Source organism: Deltaproteobacteria bacterium HGW-Deltaproteobacteria-6, from assembly GCA_002840435.1.
Classification (GTDB): domain Bacteria; phylum Desulfobacterota; class Syntrophia; order Syntrophales; family Smithellaceae; genus UBA8904.
The window spans coordinates 112,879-132,859 of sequence record PHAT01000006.1 but is presented as its reverse complement, the minus strand read 5'-3'; the positions used below and the strand labels follow the sequence as shown (position 1 = coordinate 132,859).

Genomic DNA, 19,981 nt, shown 5'->3' with positions numbered 1-19,981 from the left:
TCAGGATGATAAGGGTAAACGCTCAACAAAGAAAACGCATCGCGCTGGTTCATCCGCGGGGGTTCAACTGGTTTCGAGGCTCGCGCGACATCACCGATATCGCCAACCGCATGGTGCCGCAGGGTATGCTGTCCATCGCGGCCTGGCTGCAAGGCGACGGACACGATGTGTTCGTCTATGACTGTCTGGGACCCGGCGCCCCGGTGAACATTGACCGGCAGGTGAAAGAGATTCTGGCGTTTCAGCCCCGGATGGTCGGATTCTCCACCACCACCTCGTCATTCCCCGATGCCGCCGAGCTCGCGCAAAAGATCAAAGAACAAAATCCGTCTATCATCACCGTTTGCGGCGGCGTTCATGTCTCCGCGCTTCAGGAAAAGCTTTTGGCGCTGTATCCTGCCTTTGATTATTTTGCGGCGGGTGAAGGCGAAGTCACGATGAGCGAGCTTGCGGCAGGCGTTGATCCGGCCTGCATATCCGGCCTGATCCGCAGGGAGGCGGGCGTGGCCATCGCCAATGAACCCCGGGCGCAGATAGCCGATCTCGATTGCCTGCCGTTTCCCGCTTATGAAAAACTCGTAGGCTTTCCCCGTGACTACCATTTGCCGCTGTTCAGTTACAGACAGACACCCGGCGCGACAATGATCACCTCGCGCGGCTGCATGTTTCAATGCTCCTACTGCGACCGTTCCGTTTTTCAAAAAGGTTTCCGCTACAACTCGGCGGCGTACATTTACGAACACATGAAATACCTGCGCGATAAATTCGGCGTGCGGCATGTCAATATTTACGATGATCTTTTTACCGCCAACCGGAAACGCATTGTGGAGTTTTGTGAAAAAATGGCGCGCTTCCCTCTGGGGATGAACTTCAACTGTGCCGTGCGCGTGGGCTACACGGATGATGATTTATTAAAGATGCTGAAGGATGCCGGGTGTCTGATGGTGTCGCTGGGGATTGAATCGGCGGACCCGGAAATGCTCATGCGCCACAAATCCGGCGTGTCGCTTGCCGGCGTGCGCGACACCGTGCAACGAATTCAGGCCGCGGGCTTACGCGCCAAGGGGCTTTTCATGATGGGACTGCCGGGTGAAACCGAGGCATCGATTAGGCGGACGTCCGACTTCATCATCGAACTGGGGCTCGACGACATGAACATGGCCAAGTTTACGCCGTTCCCCGGCGCGCCGCTGTGGTCAACGATCCGCGATGAAGGAACTTTTAACGAAGACTGGCGGCTGATGAACTGCCTGAATTTTGTTTTTGTGCCGCGCGGCATTGCATCCCAGGAAAAACTGGATCACCTTTACAACGAACACGTCAAACGCTTTTATTCCGATCCCGCCTGGCGCAAAAGATTCCGCGCCCGCCTCTGGGAGCATCGCAAAAGCCTGCTCTATCTTTTACGCCATCTGCCGTCGTTCTGGTCGGCCAAAAATCAGTTTGAACCGGATAAATAATCAGGGACGATTGAATGGAGCTGGACGACTGTTTCATTGAGGGGTCAGCGGTACGGCGAGCAGCGTTTTCCAATGTTCGCGCCATCCCCGGGCATGGCCGGCATTCTCGACGACGGTTATCCCGCTTTCATCCCGACGGCCTTGGCGCTTCAAAAAAGATTGGGCGATGCGGAGGGGAACGACCAAATCCCTTGCGCCGACAAAATGCCGCTGGGGAAGTTTCCGGAGTTTTTCAGCCGCGTCCATCGGGTTTGGCGAATCCTTCAGGGGGCTGACATGATGGTAACGGTTGATCGCCTCCGGATCAAGGTTCCCTGCCACAGTCCTCAGGCTGATCACATCGTTGCGCTGTGCGGCAATCAGGACACTGATGGCCGCCCCGCCGGAATAGCCGATGAGGTGGATCTCCTTTGCCCGGGCCTGTTCGCGAAGCACGTCAATGGCTTTATTGATTGCCGGGACGACCGGACCTGCAAAACGTTTTTCCGACCAGTAAGCCTTATTACAGCCCGGGATGCCGGAAGCGGCATATTGCCCGGGACGCGCCAGATAGGCCACATTGGCCGCCGGGTCTTCTCCGGCCAGCTCCAGCACAAGCGGGGTTTTGGGTGTGGGATCATCCGAAAGCCAGGTGCGGGAGTGCCACGCCGCCCCATCCCCCTCGATGTAAATATGCAGAGGCTCGCCCTCGCTTGTGTATTTCGCGTAGGCGGTCAATGTAAATGATGCGGTTTTGATATAGGATTTCTGAAGGTTTGCCGCAGCGGCCACCCGGTCAGCCGCTGCGTACCGTCCGTTTTGCGGCGAGAGGGTTGCGCATCCCGTTGCCAAAAGCAAACCAAGCGATAAAAGCAGCAGAACAGTTGATTTAGAACTCATACCGCACATTGATCCATCCGTTGTGGCTGTAAAAATCCGGCTTTATTTCGAAATCATAGTTAAGCGACACCGACCAGTTGGCCTGGGTCATGACGATCAGCTTTGCGCCGAGATTCCCGCTCGATCGCGGCGGGTCGGACCCTTTCGAGACAAACGAAGCGCCGCCGCCGGTGAATGTCGAGGTGGTCTGCTGCGCATCTCCCGCGAAGTCATACAACCATTTCGCATGCAGCTCGGGAGTGATCCGGCAGCTTTTTCTCAGGATCGGGTAGACAATCTTTGTCCCCAAACCGGTCCGGAAGAGGTCATAGTGCTGGCGGTCCATGATCAGGTTCAGGTCGCCGGCGCCCGTTTCCGTGTAGCCATCCAGCTGCAGCCGCATCACCTGGAGCGACATCAGAGGCGTCAGAACAAAACCCCCGCTTTTAAAGTCATATCCGCCTTCCAGATAACCGGAATACTGATGTCCTCCGTAATCACCTTTTGCCGTGCGGTCGATCACGCCGAAGGCAATATGCCGCGAGGCGTTATACCGGTTGTAGGCGAAGGACAGGACGGCGTTGAGATAAAAGTCGTCCCGGGCCAGACTGCCATAAAGGCTGCCCTGGTAACTGTCGGCGTCGGTGCGGGTGTTCACATCCTGCGTCGTCACGCTGTTCTGCGCGAACCCGCCGCTGAAGCCCGCGATGACATGGTCGAAAAGATAAGTGTCATACCCGACGGAGACACCCCGGATATTCGCCGTGTAACCGTCGCTTGTTCCCGTTGCTCCCTGGTGCAGGTAACTGCCGAACCCCTGCGCCCAGCCCCCGTTCCCGGCTGCTTCGTCACCGGTCGAGATGCCGGTCAGGCCAATGCCTTCCGTCCGGGCCGCCAGCGCCTGTCCGATGCGGTTTATCACGGTGTTTGTGTACTGGCCGACTGTCCCGAAACTTGTCTGGATCGTGCCCTGATTCACGCTGGGTTCCAATTTTCGGACATTGCCGACATCTCCTGAACTGTCGAGGGCGCCCAGGACGTAAGCCATATCCCCCGTTGCGGTGCCCGCCAGATTGTCGAGGACTGCGCCAAGAGACGGGCTGCCGCTTTGCCGGCCGTAGAAACTGTTGTCGCGTGTTGCAACCAGGTAAAGCTCCAGTTTGTCCGCGCTTTGCACATCCCGGAAAGTGAGCATGGGAGCCTGGCTGTCGTTAAGGATAGAAAGCGGTGTCGCGTAAACGATCGGCTGGGTCGCCTGTACGATGAGAAACCGGTCATTGTTCCGGATGTTGCCGGACGGGGAAACCCTCACGGCAAGGGTGTTGCCTTCAATTGTGACGGTGCCTGCGTTGACGATCAGAGCTGACGCGGCTGTGTCTTTGTTTAAGGTAAAGTTGAAGCGGTTCGATCCTGCTCCCAGGTCGATGCTGCCATCGATGCGGCCGCCGTTGATGGTCACGGTGTCGTTTCCTGGACCGGTCTTGATGGCGTAACCGGTGCCGGTTCCCGTAATCGTGCCGGTGTTGATGATCTCCGTATCGCCCGCCCAGGCCGCCACGGCGGTTCCATTGGCTCCGGGGGCCGTAATGACGCCGGAATTGATCAGCGTATTCTTCACGGCGCCGACATAGGGCGCAGCATGTGTGTCGCCTTTGAAGAGGACCGCAATGTTTTCGCTTCCGGCCACATTGAATTTTTTCGTATCGGCATTGGCGGTAATGAGACCGGCGTTTGTGACCGTATAGTTCCGCGACCCGACCAGGATTCCCTGTCCGCCGGCAATTGATCCGCCGGCGCCGACGGTGATCGTATTGGGCAAAGCGGCGTCCAGATGTGCGCCGACCTGGAAAGCGGCGCCGGCCCAAAGGGTGTCGCAGGGACCGGTGACGTTGAAGCTGGCAAACCCGTTTCCGTATTGCGCATCGGCGGCATTGCTCAAGCTCGTTCCGTTATTTTTGGTGTAAACATAAGACTGCGACGCATAGATGCCGATGGTGATGACCTTCCCGGACTCATCCGTGCCGGAGGGCGCAAGGGCCGGATCGGAACTGCCCGTGCTGCCCAGCAGGATGAACTCGGACATCCCCTGTACCTCCGAAAGGCTGGCGGGAACGTTTTCCGCCTGCCCCCAGTAGTAGGTATATCCCAATTCCGTCCAGGGAAAGCGTTTTGATGGATCAGGATCAGCATGAGACTGCGCCGCCCAATTCGCATAGGCCGTCTTGTAACTGGCGTACACCGCATCCGCCGCCGCTCCTGTTCCGATGCCCGCGGCCAGGGCGTTGGCGGGAAAGGCGCCGCCGGTGCCGTAATTCGCCGGATTCGTGCTGTATTGGGTGGGGTCGGGATTCCGGGTCGGGCGAAGCAGGGAGGCATTGGCCGTGTTGCCGACAGTGACTGCCATTTCGAAGACAGCGTCATGGGTTCCGGTGTCGGACATGCCGAGCCCCCGTTCCACCCCCTTGACGAGAGTGCCGGCGGTCAGCCCCCGGCCGTCGATGAATCCCGTCATTTCTTTTCCCGTTGTGACCCAGGCGCTCAGGGATGTTTTGCTGCCGTAAACCGAATAGTTGGTCCCGGCGGTTGCCATTGTTCCCCATGCGCCGTTATAGGCATTGCTTTTACTTAGCGTTCGGACGATTAACTGATTGCCGGCTGGATCGCCATAGTATTTCAGGCCGTATGGATTGGTTCCGACCGAACCGGCCCCGGTTATCTTCACCATGCTGGCGTCTTCCGCCACCCAGTTCGTCGGCGCATCGGCGTTTGTCTTGGCATTTACCAGCGACTGGGAATAAGTTTCATTAGCGGCTGTCGCAACCGATACGGCGGCGCATAAAATGATAAGCGGGAAGAGGACGAATTTGCAAAGACGTTCTTTCATGTCACTGTACCAATCTGAAAATTTGGAATTACCTCTCTTGGTTCAGCGGGATTTGACAACAACTACTCTGAGCTCTTGTCCTCTTTATTTCGGCAATCGCTTGAAACCGGATTAGTCATAATAGGGCTGCAGGCAAAACAACTATTCTCGCATATGGAGAAGACTTCGTTGCACTCTTTTGCCAGGTCGGACAAAGGGGGTCTGGTCATATCAATAATGGAAATTTCCCCTGCTTTTATCCAGTGCTGATTTTGTTTAACATAACAAGTATAGATTGTTTGCCCGGATAGTTTAGCCGCTGCGCTGTTACATAATAAAACCAGAACGAGAGACAACGTCAGAAGCAGAAACCCGCATGTTTTTTTCATTTTCACTTTTCCTTTTATTTACTTTCTTTATTTCCGTAAATTGCAGCAGGTCGTAATTTAGCATATAATAAAAACTAGAGAAACAGGGATTACAGGAAGGAAGAGAATTTGTTTATTTCTCCGGTGCTTCGGGAGCCGCGACTTTTTTGTAAAATCAATCGGTCCTCTCAGTGTCAGTAATCTCCGGCGTTGAAACGTCAAACAACCCCGGCAAAGAGCGCCTATCGGTGATCCTTGATGGCCTGCTGGATGTAATTTCTTTTTACTGAAATCCTGGGCACGGGAAAATCGAACCAATCCCTGACCGCCATGTCCGTGCCGATGCCGTGCATAAAGTTATAAACCGCCTTGTTCAAGCCCTGCGCAAAAAGCTGATGGTCGCAGCCATTGGGATCTTCATGCACGAGATCATTTCCGGCAAACCCGCCTGCCTTGCGATTCGGTATCGTGCAGGAATATTTCTGCGGATTTTTTCCGACATCGCTGTGCACCGTGGCGGTAAACCGATGCCAGAAAGCGGATTGGATCAGCCCCTCGTGAAAGAACTGACGGACGATCTCCAGAGCATCGACGGTTTCCTGCGCGGTTTGCGTCGGGAAGCCATAGATCAGATACGCATGCACCATGATGCCGGCCTTTGTGAAATGGTCGCACACCCGGGCCGCCTGCCGGATGGTCACCCCTTTATTCATCAACTTCAAAAGCCGGTTCGAGGCCGCTTCCAGCCCGCCTGTGACGGCAATGCAGCCGGATGCCGCCAGCAACTGGCAGAGCTCGAAGGTGAAGGCATTTTCAAAGCGGATATTCGTCCACCAGGAAATCCCGGTTTTTCTTTTCAGTAATTCTTGAGCCACATCTTTGAGGACCGCGGGCGGCGCCGCCTCGTCTACAAAATGAAAACCGCGCCGCCCTGTTTGAGCAATCACCTGTTCGATCCGGTCCACCAGAACGGAAGCGGGGGCGGTTTCATAACGCCGGATATAAGGAAGCGTGGTATCGCAGAAAGCGCATTGATGCCAGTAGCAACCGTGGGCCAGGGTCAGCTTGTTCCAACATCCGTCGCTCCACAGGCGGTGCATCGGGTTGGCCATTTCAATCAGAGACAGGTATCGGTCTAAAGGGAGGCCGGAATAATCCGGGCAGCCGGTTTCGGCATGACGAAAATCCGGTTCTTTACCGTTATTGATATACCTTACTGCATCGTCCATCCGGATAAATGTTCGGGCGAGTTCCTCCCGATTTTTTTCACCCTGGAGATGCTGAAGGATGCTTAAAAAAGGACGTTCGCCGTCATCCAGGGTAATAAAGTCCAGATGGTCAAAGACCGTCGGGTCGGACAGTTCACGAAGCTCCGTATTAACAAAGCCACCGCCCGCAATAATTTTAATGTGGGGGAAATACTTCTTGATGAATTGAGCGCATTTCAATCCCGCATAGAGATTTCCGGGAAAGGGCAGGGTGATGCCGACGACATCGGGGCAAACCCGCTCAAGCTGCCGCTTGAGCAATTCCAGTAACCGGGTTTCAAGAAAATTCTCCGGCTGCTGTAAGGCCTGCTTGATCGGCAAAAAAGAATGTGCCGACAGTCCCAGCGATTCGGCGTATCGGCTGAAACCAAAATAAGGTGTTACCGCGTCTTTAATGAGATCGCCGACATCCTCAATATACAGCGTTGCCAGAAACCGGGCTTTGTCGTTCGTTCCGATGCTTCCGAAGGCCCATCCCGGATCAGGCATCTGATCAAATCGGGAAGCTCTGGGTAAAAATGTTTCTGTACAAAGAAGCGCGGCCTGTGTGTTATCCCGGTACTGCAGGAAACTCATGACCTGGTCGATGGTCTGCACATAGTTTGCCTGATTCCTGATGATGAGGCGGGAATTAGGGGAAAGCTTTTTGACGGGCTGTTTAATCGAGTCGAAAAGTCCCTGAAAACCTTCCCGGGAAAAAACGGCGTTGATCAGATCAATTCCGAGGTCGGCCTGAACCACGTCATAGCCTTGCAATTTCAAAAACCCCGTCAAATAAGGCGTCGCCGGATATGGGGTATTGAGCTGGGTAAAGGGTGGTGTGATGAGCAGTATTTTCATAGGCGGTGAATGTCAGCTTCTGTCGCAATAGTTTGGAGTTTTATGGCTGTCCTCATCTGCCACACAGGATTCATCTGTCCAGTCCGACAATGAAATATCCGATGGGTCAAAAACCCCTTAAAAACGCGCCAGGTATTTTCTGTAAAAGGACCTTTTACAGGGCACAATAATGAATATTTATTTGATTTTCAATGAGTATTTGTGTAGACGGTAAATCATTCCAAAAATTAGTTTTGCACAAAAAGCCGGATTTTACGTGTGCTGTATATTAATTATTACACAAAAAAGATAATATGAATAAAAATATTTCATTGATTATTATTCTGACAATGCTAATAATTCTAACTTTATTGCCTGGAGGCATGTGTAGAGCTGAAGAATTTGATAAATTTATTTCAACAAATAATCCAACATCCATTTTAGGTTCCATAAATCATAAAGGGGCGCAATTTGTCGTAAACGAAATATATAAAAATAATGTTATGTGGCAGTCACTCTTGCAAAGAATCGCATCAGGTGAAGAAGCATGGCTTAAGGTGGCAATAGCACTTCAGCCCGGTACCGACGCCGGTACAAGCGAAATGCTGACTTTAGCAGTGGGTGAGGCACTTGAGCATGACGCTAAAATGGTTTTAACCATTACTGTACCAACTTTCCGTATTCAGGCTGTCTGTGGTGGTCCAGACATAGATGATAAACGCTATAGTTCACTTGAGCTAGCAGTAAGGGCCATTGAATTGCGCATTGAAAAGATATATTCTTTAAAAGATGAATCTTTACAGAATTCAGTAAATGTATGTCTGAGTTATTTAGAGGCTTCTAAGAAACACATAGCAAGGTTCTATGGCTGTAATAAGAAATAAATCGTGTAACAAGGTCGCTCAAGCCGATCGCCGCGCCAGGGGCGCGGCTCCGGCTTAGCTTTTCGTTATATCTGACCCAAGATATAGGAACGTGATGTGGATCAGCACAGCAACCATGGAATGCACCCTAAACCCGAACTGTCCTTAAACCGTCTTGCTGTCCGTGCAACGACGCACTGCATGACTGGATGTGCAATAGGAGAGGTGCTTGGCCTCGCAGTTGGCATCGCGGCTGGATGGGGGAATGCGCTGTCGATTTTCATAGCGATCATGCTAGCCTTCGTTTTTGGTTATTCTCTTACTATGCTCCCGCTATTGCGGTCGGGGATGGCCTTTCGGATGGCAGCACGGTTGGCACTTGTTGCTGATACCGCGTCGATAACGTTGATGGAGATTGTCGACAACCTGATCATGTTATTAGTTCCCGGCGCAATGGAAGCCGGCTTAGACACAATTCTGTTTTGGAACAGTATGGCATTGTCCTTGGGGGTTGCCTGGGTTGCGGCGTTACCACTTAATCGGTGGCTGATAAAGCGAGGCATGGGGCATGCGGCGCTTCATTCACGCCATTGAGAAACGGCATAAACCCCGGATGCAGCCGACTCTTTACAGTCGCGGCTGATCCAAACGATAAACAGGTTGAACGATCGATCAAATTTGATTGAATATGGGTCTATGCAATAAAGTGAAATAGAATGAGTAAATTCAATCCTGACACCTACTGCGGAATCTACTGTGGTGCATGCTCAATAGCTAAACACAGTGAAACCGGTCTCGCTGATCAGTTTGCCACATGTCTGAGAAGTGTGCCGAAAGAGGAACTCGCCTGCAGTGGTTGCAAGTCGGACACCGTGTATGCTGGTTGTAGCACATGTGGTCTCCGTCGTTGCGCAAGGGAGAAAAACATAGAGCATTGCGTAGACTGCGCCGATTACCCATGCAAAAGCTATAACACATGGCAAGCAGTTGCAAGATTCCTTCCGCACGCTCATGAAGCGCCATTAAACCTAAAGACTATTAAACGTGACGGAGTTGACTACTGGCTCAATGCGCAGAAAAAACACTGGGCGTGTCCTGACTGCGGCACACCTTTTTCCTGGTACGCGTCGGCGTGTCATAATTGCGACCGCAGCCTTTTGTCTAAGACGTTCGTTTTATCCGCCTGGAGGAAAGTCCTATGCCGCTTCGTGCTCAATATGGCGTACCGGAAAGGAAAGGCTAAAAAAAATGGTGTTTAACAAAAGCCAATACGACCGATCGCTGCGCTCCGGCTGATTTTTTCGAAAACTTGCAAAAATGAAACAGAACTTTTTAAAGATAATCGCAATAGCAGAATTATTCCTTGTCTTGCTTTTCTTCTTTGCCGGATATCGGGCCGATGCAGCAATGGATAAAGCAGGCATTGGCAATTTGTCTCAGTGGACTTACTGGCATAATATGTGCGGCCAATCAATTTTTATTCTATTGATCCTCTGGCTATGTAGTGTCATAGTTACGATGCGAACAAATTATCAATCAGGCGCAAGAGGTATTCGAATTGTACACACAAAAATGAACGCGCTGCAATCCTTGGCGGTTGGGGGACCTATTGTAATGATTATAATTGGTTACTTATTATACTTTGTGCGCTTTTAACAACGCCATCCAGCGATCGGTACGCTCCTGCTTGAAGTTGCCGTTATGCGGGACGCGATGTGCAATAGTTTAAGGAAAGAGCAAAAACATGTTTGAATTGCTATTTTTATTGTCATTTACTCTGCATAATCTTGAAGAAGCATTCTGGCTGCCGGATTGGTCAAAATATGCGAAAAAGTTTCATCCGGCAGTTGAAAAAACAGAATTTCATTTTGCCGTGCTGATGATTACGATCATTGGTTATTTGATAACTTTTGCCTATCTTGTTATGGGTGAAACATCAGAAATAGTGAAATATATCTATTTGGGATTCGTGCTCATGATGAGTTTAAATGCCATATTCCCTCATCTGATTGCATCGATCGTTCTAAGAAGGTACGCTCCCGGCACGATGACCGGATGTCTGTTAAATCTGCCCATCGGGTTGTACATCGTTTTTATAAAGAATCAAGAGCATATTACGAATATTAAATTGTTGTTTTCGTTTATCCTGACGACGGTAATTATTGTCTCCCTGTTAAAACCATTATTTTTCATTGGCAAAAAAATAATGAAAGAATAAAGAAACAGCCGCTGAATCATTCAGACGATCACTAGGCTCCGGCTGATTTCTATGCTATGAACTGACCACAGGAGGTATCCATGAAAGTATTAGCTGTTAATTCCAGCGCCCGGACGGGGGATGTCAGTAAGACGGAAATTATACTGGATTATCTGCTCCAGGGCATGCGCGAGGCGGGCGCCGAAGTGGAGATTGTCGAGCTTCGCAAGAAGAAAATCAGGTACTGCATCGGATGCTATACCTGCTGGACCAAAACTCCCGGGGTATGCATCCACAAAGACGATATGACCCAGGAGATTCTCCCCAAATATCTGGAGAGCGATCTGGTAATATTAGCCACCCCGCTTTTCCACTATACCGTCAATGCGATGATGAAAACCTTTATCGAGCGAACGCTTCCCATGGCGCTTCCTTTTTTCGAAAAACGCGACGGCGTCACAAGGCATCCTTACCGGCACAAAGCGCCGCCTGTTGCGGTTCTTTCCGTAGCCGGATTTCCGGAAGAAAGTGTCTTCGACGCGCTGAAATATTATGTGAATTTCCTGTTTCGGGAACAGCGGCTGGTGGCGGAGATCTACCGGCCGTCATCGGAAATGTTTACACGATCCTCTTCCAGCAAAAAGATGTCCGACATCCGGGAGGCCCTGATTCAGGGCGGGCGGGAATTGGTTTCGTCCATGAAGATATCTCCGGAAACCATGGACAGAATAAAAAAGCCGATTACCGACTTTGAAGAGATGGCGCCCCTGGGGAACCTGATGTGGCAGACCTGCATCAACGAAGGCGTCACCATGGGAGAGGCCCAGAAGAAGCGCCTGATTCCGCGACCGGATTCCATTGAAACCTTCCTAATGCTGATGAAATTCTCATTTAAGGCCCATAAAGCCAGCGATGTCAGGTTTACCATACAGTTCAATTTTTCAGGCCAGGTGGCGGGGGAGTGCTACTTCACAATCGAAAATGGAAGCCTTACAACCGGATCAGGCAAGAGCAGCAATCCCGATCTGATCATTGAATCACCTTTTGAAGTCTGGATGGACATCTTGACCAGAAAAGCGGACGGGCAAAAAATGTTCATGGAAAAGAAATATACCACCAAAGGTGACATTTCCATCCTCATGAGAATGGGAGAGTTCTTCGGCAATTGATGGATGCTCTGAAACAGGCCGTTCATCTGTTCCGCTGCCCCGCTTGAGCCGTGATCAGTGAAGAGGAAAACCGTTCCATCCAGCCGATTTTTATGTCATGCGTCAATAATGAAGGAGGGACAAAAATGAAAGTCATTGCAATCAATGGAAGCCCGCGAAAAAAGGGGAACACCGCCATGCTCATCGATACGGTCTTTGCAGAACTGCAAAAGGAAGGAATTGAGACGGAGCAGATTCAGCTTGGCGGCAAAAAGATTCATGGCTGCACGGCATGCCTGAAGTGTTTTGAAAATCAGAATAAACGCTGCGTAATTGACAATGACATCCTGAATGTGATTGTGACCAAAATGGTTGAGGCGGACGGCATCATTATCGGCTCCCCCACCTACTTTGCCAATGTCACCTCGGAGGTCAAAGCGCTGATCGACCGCGCCGGTATGGTCGCTATTGCCAACGACTATATGCTGAAACGAAAAGTCGGCACGGCTGTTGTCGCAGTGCGCAGAGCCGGAGCAACCGCTGCGTTCGATGCCATCAACAAGCTCTATTTTATCAACCAGCTTATTGTGCCGGGTTCGGTCTATTGGAATCTGGGGATGGGATTGGAAGAAAAAGATGTAAAAAATGATGAAGAGGGCCTGGACACCATGAAAATTCTGGGCGAAAACATGGCCTGGTTATTGAAAAAAATAAGTGCATAAAAATGCAGACAGGGTTGAAAAAGGATCATTGAATAAATTACAATGAGATTCGTACGGCAAGTCCGGCAAAAGGCATCATTACAAAAGCAATCCAGCCGATTCCTGCGCTCCCGCTTATTTTTCGCTGCACTATCTGATGAGACGATGGATACAATACTTTACTTTAGGATTCACAAGGAGTTTTACCATGCCAATGCTTGATGAAAAAGCCGTTGCAGAATTCCGGCGGCCGTTTGAGGAGAAGGGTGGAGATATCTTTATTGCTTTCGGTATCACACCGGTTGAAATCGGCGAAGGTCGTGCGGTCATGACCATGCCTTTTTGCCCTAACACGAGTCAGTTTACGGGAGTATTTGCCGCGGGGTCGTTGATTTCGCTTGCGGATATCACTGCCACCGCGGCCTGCCGGAAAGATGACGGGACATTTCCGTTTTCCGTGCAGCTCAATGCCAATCTGCTGCGGAACACCAACACGGGCAACGCGACGGCGGAATCCGTGGTGGTTCATTCCGGACGCAAAATGAAGGTTGTGGAAACCGTTGTCCGGGATGACAACAATTGCGTGCTGGTGCGCGTAACTACAACGCACCTCGTTGTCTCTTCAAAAAAGAAATGACGTGAGCGGATGAGATCGTTGTCGGCGGAACCTGCCCGGTGCAAGGTTTCCTTACCGGCAACTGCCGCCAGGCAGTTACCGGATTCCATGCCGCGTAAAATAAGAAAATGTCAGGGGCTGTTTTGAAAAAAATAAAACTTAAACTTGTATCCATCCATATTAAGGATTCACCCCGGACTGTCCCTCTGGCCGCGGCGTCGCTGAAAGCGCAGCTCGATTCGGTTGACGCCGTCAGCCGGCGGCTTGATGTATCCATCCATGAATACACGATCGATCATTCCGCCGGTTTTATATCGGATGACCTGTGCCGGAGCATTCCGGAGATGATCGGTTTCTCCACGTACCTGTGGAACAGGCGCCTGGTCATTGAAATCTGCCGCATCATCAAAAAGAAATTCCCGGATACGGTGCTCTTTGCCGGAGGCGCGGAGGCAACGGCACTTCCTTTAACATTGCTGGATAGCGCGCCCCTGGACTTTGTCATTAAAGGTGAAGGTGAGATCGTTCTTGCGGAAGTCATGAACAAGCTGTTGAACGCTGATCCGCTCGACGGCATGCCCGGTGTCTTTCTGAAAGGCGCCAGGCTTCATCCGGTGAAAGATCAGCAGCCCGTCATGGATTTAAACGTCCTGCCCTCGCCTTTTCTGACCGGCGCCATTGACCCCGGCAGGTACCGGGCCGACCTTTGGTGGGAACTTTCCCGAGGCTGTCCTTTTAAATGCGGTTTCTGTTTCGAATCACGGGGAGTAGCCGGTGTCAGGCAAATCGCGCTGGAACGCATCCAAAAGGAACTGGAGCTTTTCGAAGAAAAAAAAGTAACGCAGATCTTTGTGCTGGACCCGACTTTTAACTGTGACATCAAGCGCGCCAAAAAAATTCTGCGCATGATTTATAAAACGGCTCCGCTGATTCATTTTACTTTTGAATTAAGAACGGAGTTTATCGACCGTGAAATCGCCGGGCTCTTTGCCGGGCTTCACTGCAGCCTTCAGGTTGGATTGCAGAGCGCTCATCCCGAAGTGCTGGCTCATGTCAACCGAACCATTAATCCTGCAAAATTCGCAAAAAAAATATCGCTGTTGAATCAGGCAGGCGCCATTTTCGGGCTTGACCTGATCTACGGGCTTCCGGGCGATACACCGGATGGGTTCAAAGAAAGCCTTAATTATGCCCTGGGTCTGCAGCCGAATCATCTCGATATTTTCCCGCTGGCTGTTTTACCGGGGACCGCCCTTTATGATCAGGCGGAATCCTTTTCCCTGAACTGTCTTGCGGATGCGCCTTACACGCTGATCTCCTCGCCCGGTTTTTCAGAAGCGGACATGGCCCGGGCCGAACGGCTGAAAAATGCCTGTGAAATTTTTTACAACCGCGGCGGCGCCGCGGGCTGGATGTTCATGGCTCTGGAGACCCTTGGCATGACGCCTGCCGATTTTCTTTCTGATTTTGCCGCGTATTTATCATCAGGCGAACAACCGTCCGCGCTCACCAGAGAAGAAATTACGGTTCTGCAATCCTCTTTTGTAAAGAAGCAGTTCATCAGGCACAACAAGAAAAAACTCTTCCCGGTCATGGCGGATATCATCACTATTCACGGCGCGCTGGACCGTTCGCTTTATGCGGGAGCGCTTGCTGCGGCGGGAAAAAGCGGGTTTGATGATGAAACCGTGTTTGGTTTGTCACCCGGAACGATCTCCCTTTCATTAAAATATGATTTCAATGAACTCATGACCGTTGGCGAACTGACGTTTGAAGAGTTCCTTGATGCGTATCAGACGCGGAAAACATACCTGGTTATTTATAATTGCGGCGGCGCTGTTAAAACAGTGATTATCGACCGCACATTAAGCAGGCTGCTTTCCTCCTTGACGGGTGTTGAAACCCTCCGGCAGGTCTTGGATAAGGAAAATATAAAATCCCGGAAGCGGATTGATGAATTTCTGGAGTTTGCGGTTGAAGAACAGATCCTTTACGCCATCTGATAATCTGTCGGTCCGTCAGGCTTGCTTCACAAAAGTCCGGCAACAAAATGCCGGGTTATTGTCCCTGGCGGTTGAGCAGTTCAGCCTGATAATGTGAGGCGAGCGCGTCGATCATGGCGCCGATGTTGCCGTTGATGAAGTTGTCCAGGTCATAGCGGGTCATATTGATGCGGTGATCGGTGATGCGGCCCTGCGGAAAATTGTAGGTGCGGATGCGCTCGGAGCGGTCGCCCGAGCCCACCTGGCTTTTGCGTGCCTGGGCCTGCTCGGCATTTTGCTTTTGCACCATCGCGTCCAGAAGTCTTGATCTCAAGACCTTCATGGCCTTGATCTTGTTTTTGAGCTGGGATTTTTCGTCCTGGCAGGTGACGACCAGTCCGGTCGGCAAATGCGTGATGCGTACGGCGGAATCCGTCGTATTAACGCTCTGGCCGCCGTGGCCGGTGGACCGGTAAACATCAATGCGCAGATCGTTCTGGTCGATGGTCAATTCCACATCTTCCGCTTCCGGCATGATGGCGACGGTAACCGCCGATGTATGAATCCTTCCCTGCGCTTCGGTAACGGGAACCCGCTGCACACGATGCGTGCCGCTTTCATATTTGAGACGGCTGTATGCGCCGCGGCCTTCGATCTGGGCGATGATTTCCTTGAAGCCGCCCATGCCGCCCGCCGGCGATGAACTGACCACTTCCACGCGCCAGCCCTGCGCTTCGGCATAGCGCGCGTACATGCGGAATAAATCGCCGACAAAAAGGCCTGCTTCATCTCCGCCGGTGCCCGCGCGGATTTCCAGAAAGACATTTTTGTCGTCATTGGGATCTTTGGGCAGGAGTAAAACCGTTATTTTCCCTTCCAGATCAGACAGCTCCTGCTGCAGGAGCGGAATTTCTTCCTTGGCCATCGCCCTCAATTCTTCATCGCTTTCCGCAAGGAGTTCCTGATTTTCAGCCAGACGCAGCTTGATTTTTTCGTACTGGCGGATGATCTCCACAAGTGCAGTCAAGTCCGAATGCTCTTTGGCGTATTTCTGATACAGACCCTGTTTGGAAGCCACCTGGGCATCGGACAGCAGCCCTTCCAGTTCCTGGTAACGGAGTTCGATATCGCGAAGTTTATTGAGCAAAATATCCATAGTTTACTTTGTCGGTATATTTTTTAAAATGTTGGTTAAGGGAGAAAAACGCATTTATAGCGCTCCTCTTTTCGGGAGGACGCAGCTATAAATGTCGGGAATGTTGTAACTTGTTTATCATGAGGACAAAGTCCGGGGTTGCATGCCCGCGGGCAGCACGTTAAGTCTAAGCTTTTTTTGTAGTTTTCTTTGCGGCCGGAGCGGTTTCCGCCTTGGGCGCGTATTTCTTCTTGAACTTTTCCACACGTCCCGCCGTATCGAGAATCTTTTGCTTGCCGGTTATGTAAGGATGACAATTGGAGCAAATGTCTATTTTGAGGTCCTTTTTAGTGGATCGTGTTTCAATCACATTGCCGCAAACACAAGTGATGGTCGTTTCTTTATAGTCCGGATGGATACCTTCTTTCATTTTTCCTTCTTCCTCCTGATTCTTTATCTGCAATATTTGATAAAGGTCTCTATAATGTTAAGCAGATGCGGTGCATTATCCTATAAGCGGCAAAAATTCAAGATAATTATTAACGGGTTTCAATCTGCCGCCCCATGACTACGAATTCATGGATTCCAGGAAATCTTTGTTGGTTTCCGTCTTTCTGATCTTGCCGATGATGAATTCCATTGCATCGACCGGATTCATTTCCTGCAGCAACCGGCGTAAAATCCAGACGCGGTTGAGATTGGCTTTGGGGATCAGCAGTTCTTCCTTGCGTGTGCCTGAACGGATCAGATCGAACGCGGGGAAGATGCGGCGGTCGGCGATCCGGCGATCCAGATGCAGTTCCATGTTGCCGGTGCCTTTGAATTCCTCAAAAATAACTTCGTCCATGCGGCTGCCGGTGTCGATCAGAGCCGTGGAGATAATCGTTAAGCTTCCGCCGTTTTCAATATTACGGGCCGCGCCGAAGAAGCGTTTGGGTTTATGCAGAGCATTGGAATCCACGCCGCCGGAAAGGACCTTGCCGGATGGGGGTACGACCGTGTTGTAAGCGCGCGCCAGACGGGTGATCGAGTCGAGCAAAATAACGACGTCTTTTTTATGTTCAACCAGGCGCTTTGCCTTTTCAATAACCATTTCGGCAACTTGGACGTGGCGTGAAGCCGGTTCGTCAAAGGTTGATGAGATGACCTCGCCCTTGACGCTGCGCTGCATGTCGGTTACTTCTTCGGGGCGTTCGTCGATCAGGAGCACCATTAAAACAACTTCTTTGTGATTGGCGGTGATGCTGTGGGCGATATCCTGCAATAAAACGGTTTTACCGGCGCGCGGCGGTGAAACGATCAGGCCGCGCTGTCCTTTGCCGATCGGGACGAATAAATCCAGAACCCGGGTTGAGAAATTCTCGGGATCAAATTCCAGATTCAGTTTTTCCTGGGGATAAAGGGGGGTCAGGTTGTCAAAGAGGATTTTGTCACGGGCCGACTCGGGGCTTTCAAAGTTGACTTCATCAACTTTTAAGAGGGCGAAATATTTTTCACCTTCTTTCGGAGGGCGGACTTCGCCTGCGATGGTATCGCCGGTTCTTAAATTAAAGCGGCGGATCTGTGACGGCGAAATGTAGATATCATCGGGGCTGGGCAGATAGTTATAATCGACCGCACGCAGGAAGCCGAAACCGTCCGGCAGGATTTCCAGAACGCCGGACCCGGAGATCACACCGTTTTGCTCCGCCTGGGTTTGCAAAATGGCGAAGATCAGATCCTGGCGGCGCATGCCGCTGGCCCCTGGTACTTCAATTTCTTTGGCCAAATTGTTGAGTTCGCTGATGGGCAGCCTCTTAATGTCTTCGATGTTCATAAATATTTCCTTAATTTGAATTAGTAACAGGCTCGATATTGAAGTGAAATGAGATAGTATTTACTGCATTAATTTTCAAGAAATACACGAGGATATTCACGATTTTTTAAGCAGCTACGGATTTAATATCGGCTAGTTTATTTGAATCCTTGAATCGCTCCAAAGGGCAGGGCAATATTTGCCTCTGACGAATTGACTAGCAGGCTATATGAATCATCTCGAACTGTCAAGGTATTTTCTTGTGTTTTCTTGCGCAGTTTTTCCTGCCTGCATTAAAGAACATGTGCCGTAACATAATAAAGATCAGCCGCAATATTTTCCTTGATTCCTGAGCCGCACTAAACTAAATGATATCTATTAATATTTTAGAGATGAGAGGTTTATGTTTCTATGAGCGATGAAAATCCCAATGAAGGGATGGATACTCCTGCGGCCGACGGCCTTCGCGATATCTGTCTGGAAGAACTGACTGACGATCTGAAGGCGGCGTGTGAGCGCGCGGGCTGGACGGCTCTGGCGCCCGTGCAGGCCAAATCCATTCCTTATCTATTGTCCGGCCGCGATGTGATGATTCAGTCGCGAACCGGCAGCGGCAAAACCGGCGGTTATCTGCTGCCGATCATGAAGAAAATCGATTTACGAAAAAATGTTGCGCAGGCGCTGGTTTTAGTTCCCACCCGTGAACTGGCCCTGCAGGTGTCCCAGGAAGCCGAGATGCTCTTTCAGGGGACCGAGCTCAGGACGGCCGTTGTTTACGGCGGCGTCGGCTACAACGCACAACTGGAAGCTTTCCGGGGCGGCGCTCAACTGGTAGTCGGTACGCCGGGACGCATTCTGGATCATCTGCTGAAAAACACGCTTTCGCTGGATCATCTGAAAATGCTTGTTTTTGACGAGGCGGACCGGATGCTGTCGATGGGATTTTACCCCGATATGGTCAAAATCCGTAAGTATATCCCGGTAGGCAGGATTACGAGCAGCATGTTTTCCGCCACCTTCCCGCCGCAGGTCATTCGTCTGGCCGGTCAATTCTTACACGATCCCCAGTTGCTGAGTTTAAGCGGCAATGAGGTGCATATCGCTGAAAGCGAACATATTTACTACATTGTGCCGGGCATGCGCAAGGAGCGTTCACTGGTCCGCATTATCGAGATTGAAAATCCCGCTTCGGCCATTATTTTCTGCAACACCAAGGACACGGTGCACTACCTTTCCGTCGTCCTGAAACGATTCGGGTATGACGCCGATGAACTGAGTTCCGATCTGGCCCAGAGCGCAAGAGAAAAGGTGATGGCGCGGGTACGCCGCGGCGCACTGCGCTTTCTGGTCGCCACCGACGTGGCGGCGCGCGGCATTGATATCCCCGACCTTTCGCATGTATTTCAGTATGAGCCGCCGGAAGATCCGGAAGCCTATATTCACCGCGCCGGACGCACCGGAAGGATGGGATCCAGCGGCGTCGTCATTTCCGTGGTGGCGGAAATGGAAAAGTTCAAGATGCAGAGTATTGCGCGTTTTTACAATATCCACATGGAGGAACGTCAGCTTCCCGGCGATGAAGAACTCGAAAGAGTGGTAGCGGAACGCATTACGGCGCTTCTGGAAGGACGTCTGCGCGGCCGTGATAATATTCAGATTGAACGCATGCAGCGTTTTGCGCCGCTGGCCCGCAATCTGGCGCAGGCCGAAGATGAACTGCCGATTATTACCATGCTGCTCGACGATTATTATCAACAGACTCTCCACGCGCCGCCGGTCCAGCTCCCGGCCGACATTGTGGAAGAGGGAAGCCAGTTCAAACCAAAACCAACACCGGGTCCGGGCCCCAGGCCCAAACCCCAAAATGGAAGACCGCGGCCAAGGAACAGAAAACCAAGGACAGCATAG

The 19,981-nt window shown here is 51.3% G+C and carries 18 protein-coding genes; 11 read left to right on the top strand and 7 right to left on the bottom strand.

Annotation, left to right across the window (positions count from 1 at the left end):
• Positions 1-5 precede the first annotated feature (5 nt).
• Positions 6-1,460 (top strand): B12-binding domain-containing radical SAM protein, encoded by a 1,455-nt coding sequence (locus tag CVU71_15145; protein ID PKN17763.1) that lies wholly within the window; start codon positions 6-8, stop codon positions 1,458-1,460.
• Between the two features lie 33 nt (positions 1,461-1,493).
• On the opposite strand, the gene CVU71_15140 is transcribed toward CVU71_15145, so the two are convergent.
• From CVU71_15140 to CVU71_15125, 4 genes are all read right to left on the bottom strand, one after another.
• A complete protein-coding gene (locus tag CVU71_15140; protein PKN17762.1) occupies positions 1,494-2,348 on the bottom strand; it encodes an alpha/beta hydrolase in 855 nt (284 codons plus the stop codon).
• Positions 2,329-5,202 carry a hypothetical protein gene (locus CVU71_15135; protein ID PKN17761.1) on the bottom strand — a complete coding sequence of 958 codons (2,874 nt, stop codon included), beginning with the start codon at positions 5,200-5,202 and terminating at the stop codon, positions 2,329-2,331. The genes CVU71_15140 and CVU71_15135 overlap by 20 nt, the downstream gene beginning before the upstream one ends.
• 62 nt (positions 5,203-5,264) lie before the next feature.
• Positions 5,265-5,570, bottom strand: a complete 306-nt coding sequence (locus tag CVU71_15130) for a hypothetical protein (GenBank protein ID PKN17760.1) — start codon at positions 5,568-5,570, stop codon at positions 5,265-5,267.
• Positions 5,571-5,791: 221 nt separating this feature from the next.
• Entirely contained in the window at positions 5,792-7,657 is a 1,866-nt protein-coding gene (locus tag CVU71_15125) for a radical SAM protein (GenBank protein PKN17759.1), read from the bottom strand.
• 293 nt (positions 7,658-7,950) lie between these two features.
• On the opposite strand from CVU71_15125, the gene CVU71_15120 reads away from it, so the two are divergent.
• The 9 genes from CVU71_15120 to CVU71_15080 all read left to right on the top strand — a co-directional run bounded on the left by CVU71_15120 (position 7,951) and on the right by CVU71_15080 (position 15,164).
• The gene (locus tag CVU71_15120; GenBank protein PKN17758.1) at positions 7,951-8,520 is read left to right on the top strand and encodes a hypothetical protein; all 570 of its coding nucleotides are present in this window, start codon (positions 7,951-7,953) and stop codon (positions 8,518-8,520) included.
• A 120-nt stretch (positions 8,521-8,640) separates the two neighbouring features.
• Positions 8,641-9,093, top strand: coding sequence for a hypothetical protein (locus CVU71_15115; GenBank protein PKN17817.1), 453 nt, complete (start codon positions 8,641-8,643; stop codon positions 9,091-9,093).
• Between the two features lie 122 nt (positions 9,094-9,215).
• On the top strand, positions 9,216-9,758 hold the full coding sequence (locus tag CVU71_15110) for a hypothetical protein (protein ID PKN17757.1): 543 nt from the start codon (positions 9,216-9,218) through the stop codon (positions 9,756-9,758).
• 58 nt (positions 9,759-9,816) lie between these two features.
• Positions 9,817-10,155 (top strand): hypothetical protein, encoded by a 339-nt coding sequence (locus CVU71_15105; protein PKN17756.1) that lies wholly within the window; start codon positions 9,817-9,819, stop codon positions 10,153-10,155.
• 88 nt (positions 10,156-10,243) lie between these two features.
• Positions 10,244-10,717: an HXXEE domain-containing protein gene (locus CVU71_15100; GenBank protein PKN17755.1), complete on the top strand. Its 474-nt coding sequence runs from the start codon at positions 10,244-10,246 to the stop codon at positions 10,715-10,717.
• Between the two features lie 80 nt (positions 10,718-10,797).
• A complete protein-coding gene (locus CVU71_15095) occupies positions 10,798-11,865 on the top strand; it encodes a hypothetical protein (protein PKN17754.1) in 1,068 nt (355 codons plus the stop codon).
• A gap of 125 nt (positions 11,866-11,990) precedes the next feature.
• Positions 11,991-12,566, top strand: a complete 576-nt coding sequence (locus CVU71_15090) for a flavodoxin family protein (GenBank protein ID PKN17753.1) — start codon at positions 11,991-11,993, stop codon at positions 12,564-12,566.
• Positions 12,567-12,702: 136 nt separating this feature from the next.
• A complete protein-coding gene (locus tag CVU71_15085) occupies positions 12,703-13,182 on the top strand; it encodes a hypothetical protein (GenBank protein PKN17752.1) in 480 nt (159 codons plus the stop codon).
• A gap of 107 nt (positions 13,183-13,289) precedes the next feature.
• Positions 13,290-15,164: a B12-binding domain-containing radical SAM protein gene (locus CVU71_15080; protein ID PKN17751.1), complete on the top strand. Its 1,875-nt coding sequence runs from the start codon at positions 13,290-13,292 to the stop codon at positions 15,162-15,164.
• Positions 15,165-15,219: 55 nt separating this feature from the next.
• Here the strand turns inward: CVU71_15080 and CVU71_15075 are convergent, their stop codons facing one another.
• From CVU71_15075 to rho, 3 genes are all read right to left on the bottom strand, one after another.
• On the bottom strand, positions 15,220-16,299 hold the full coding sequence (locus tag CVU71_15075) for a peptide chain release factor 1 (GenBank protein ID PKN17750.1): 1,080 nt from the start codon (positions 16,297-16,299) through the stop codon (positions 15,220-15,222).
• 166 nt (positions 16,300-16,465) lie between these two features.
• Positions 16,466-16,708, bottom strand: coding sequence for a 50S ribosomal protein L31 (locus CVU71_15070; protein ID PKN17749.1), 243 nt, complete (start codon positions 16,706-16,708; stop codon positions 16,466-16,468).
• Positions 16,709-16,846: 138 nt separating this feature from the next.
• Positions 16,847-18,094 (bottom strand): transcription termination factor Rho, encoded by a 1,248-nt coding sequence (rho, locus tag CVU71_15065; GenBank protein PKN17748.1) that lies wholly within the window; start codon positions 18,092-18,094, stop codon positions 16,847-16,849.
• Positions 18,095-18,484: 390 nt separating this feature from the next.
• Here rho and CVU71_15060 point away from each other — a divergent pair, with 390 nt between their 5' ends.
• Entirely contained in the window at positions 18,485-19,981 is a 1,497-nt protein-coding gene (locus CVU71_15060) for an ATP-dependent helicase (protein ID PKN17747.1), read from the top strand.

Bases quoted from the DNA above. Each gene is read 5' to 3' on its own strand.
- CVU71_15110 (PKN17757.1), top strand. From the start codon at position 9,216: ATGAGTAAATTCAATCCTGACACCTACTGCGGAATCTACTGTGGTGCA.
- CVU71_15130 (PKN17760.1), bottom strand. From the start codon at position 5,570: ATGAAAAAAACATGCGGGTTTCTGCTTCTGACGTTGTCTCTCGTTCTG.
- CVU71_15095 (PKN17754.1), top strand. From the start codon at position 10,798: ATGAAAGTATTAGCTGTTAATTCCAGCGCCCGGACGGGGGATGTCAGT.
- rho (PKN17748.1), bottom strand. From the start codon at position 18,094: ATGAACATCGAAGACATTAAGAGGCTGCCCATCAGCGAACTCAACAAT.
- CVU71_15100 (PKN17755.1), top strand. From the start codon at position 10,244: ATGTTTGAATTGCTATTTTTATTGTCATTTACTCTGCATAATCTTGAA.
- CVU71_15070 (PKN17749.1), bottom strand. From the start codon at position 16,708: ATGAAAGAAGGTATCCATCCGGACTATAAAGAAACGACCATCACTTGT.
- CVU71_15140 (PKN17762.1), bottom strand. From the start codon at position 2,348: ATGTGCGGTATGAGTTCTAAATCAACTGTTCTGCTGCTTTTATCGCTT.
- CVU71_15145 (PKN17763.1), top strand. From the start codon at position 6: ATGATAAGGGTAAACGCTCAACAAAGAAAACGCATCGCGCTGGTTCAT.
- CVU71_15135 (PKN17761.1), bottom strand. From the start codon at position 5,202: ATGAAAGAACGTCTTTGCAAATTCGTCCTCTTCCCGCTTATCATTTTA.
- CVU71_15105 (PKN17756.1), top strand. From the start codon at position 9,817: ATGAAACAGAACTTTTTAAAGATAATCGCAATAGCAGAATTATTCCTT.
- CVU71_15085 (PKN17752.1), top strand. From the start codon at position 12,703: ATGAGACGATGGATACAATACTTTACTTTAGGATTCACAAGGAGTTTT.
- CVU71_15115 (PKN17817.1), top strand. From the start codon at position 8,641: ATGCACCCTAAACCCGAACTGTCCTTAAACCGTCTTGCTGTCCGTGCA.
- CVU71_15120 (PKN17758.1), top strand. From the start codon at position 7,951: ATGAATAAAAATATTTCATTGATTATTATTCTGACAATGCTAATAATT.
- CVU71_15075 (PKN17750.1), bottom strand. From the start codon at position 16,299: ATGGATATTTTGCTCAATAAACTTCGCGATATCGAACTCCGTTACCAG.
- CVU71_15125 (PKN17759.1), bottom strand. From the start codon at position 7,657: ATGAAAATACTGCTCATCACACCACCCTTTACCCAGCTCAATACCCCA.
- CVU71_15080 (PKN17751.1), top strand. From the start codon at position 13,290: ATGTCAGGGGCTGTTTTGAAAAAAATAAAACTTAAACTTGTATCCATC.
- CVU71_15090 (PKN17753.1), top strand. From the start codon at position 11,991: ATGAAAGTCATTGCAATCAATGGAAGCCCGCGAAAAAAGGGGAACACC.
- CVU71_15060 (PKN17747.1), top strand. From the start codon at position 18,485: ATGAGCGATGAAAATCCCAATGAAGGGATGGATACTCCTGCGGCCGAC.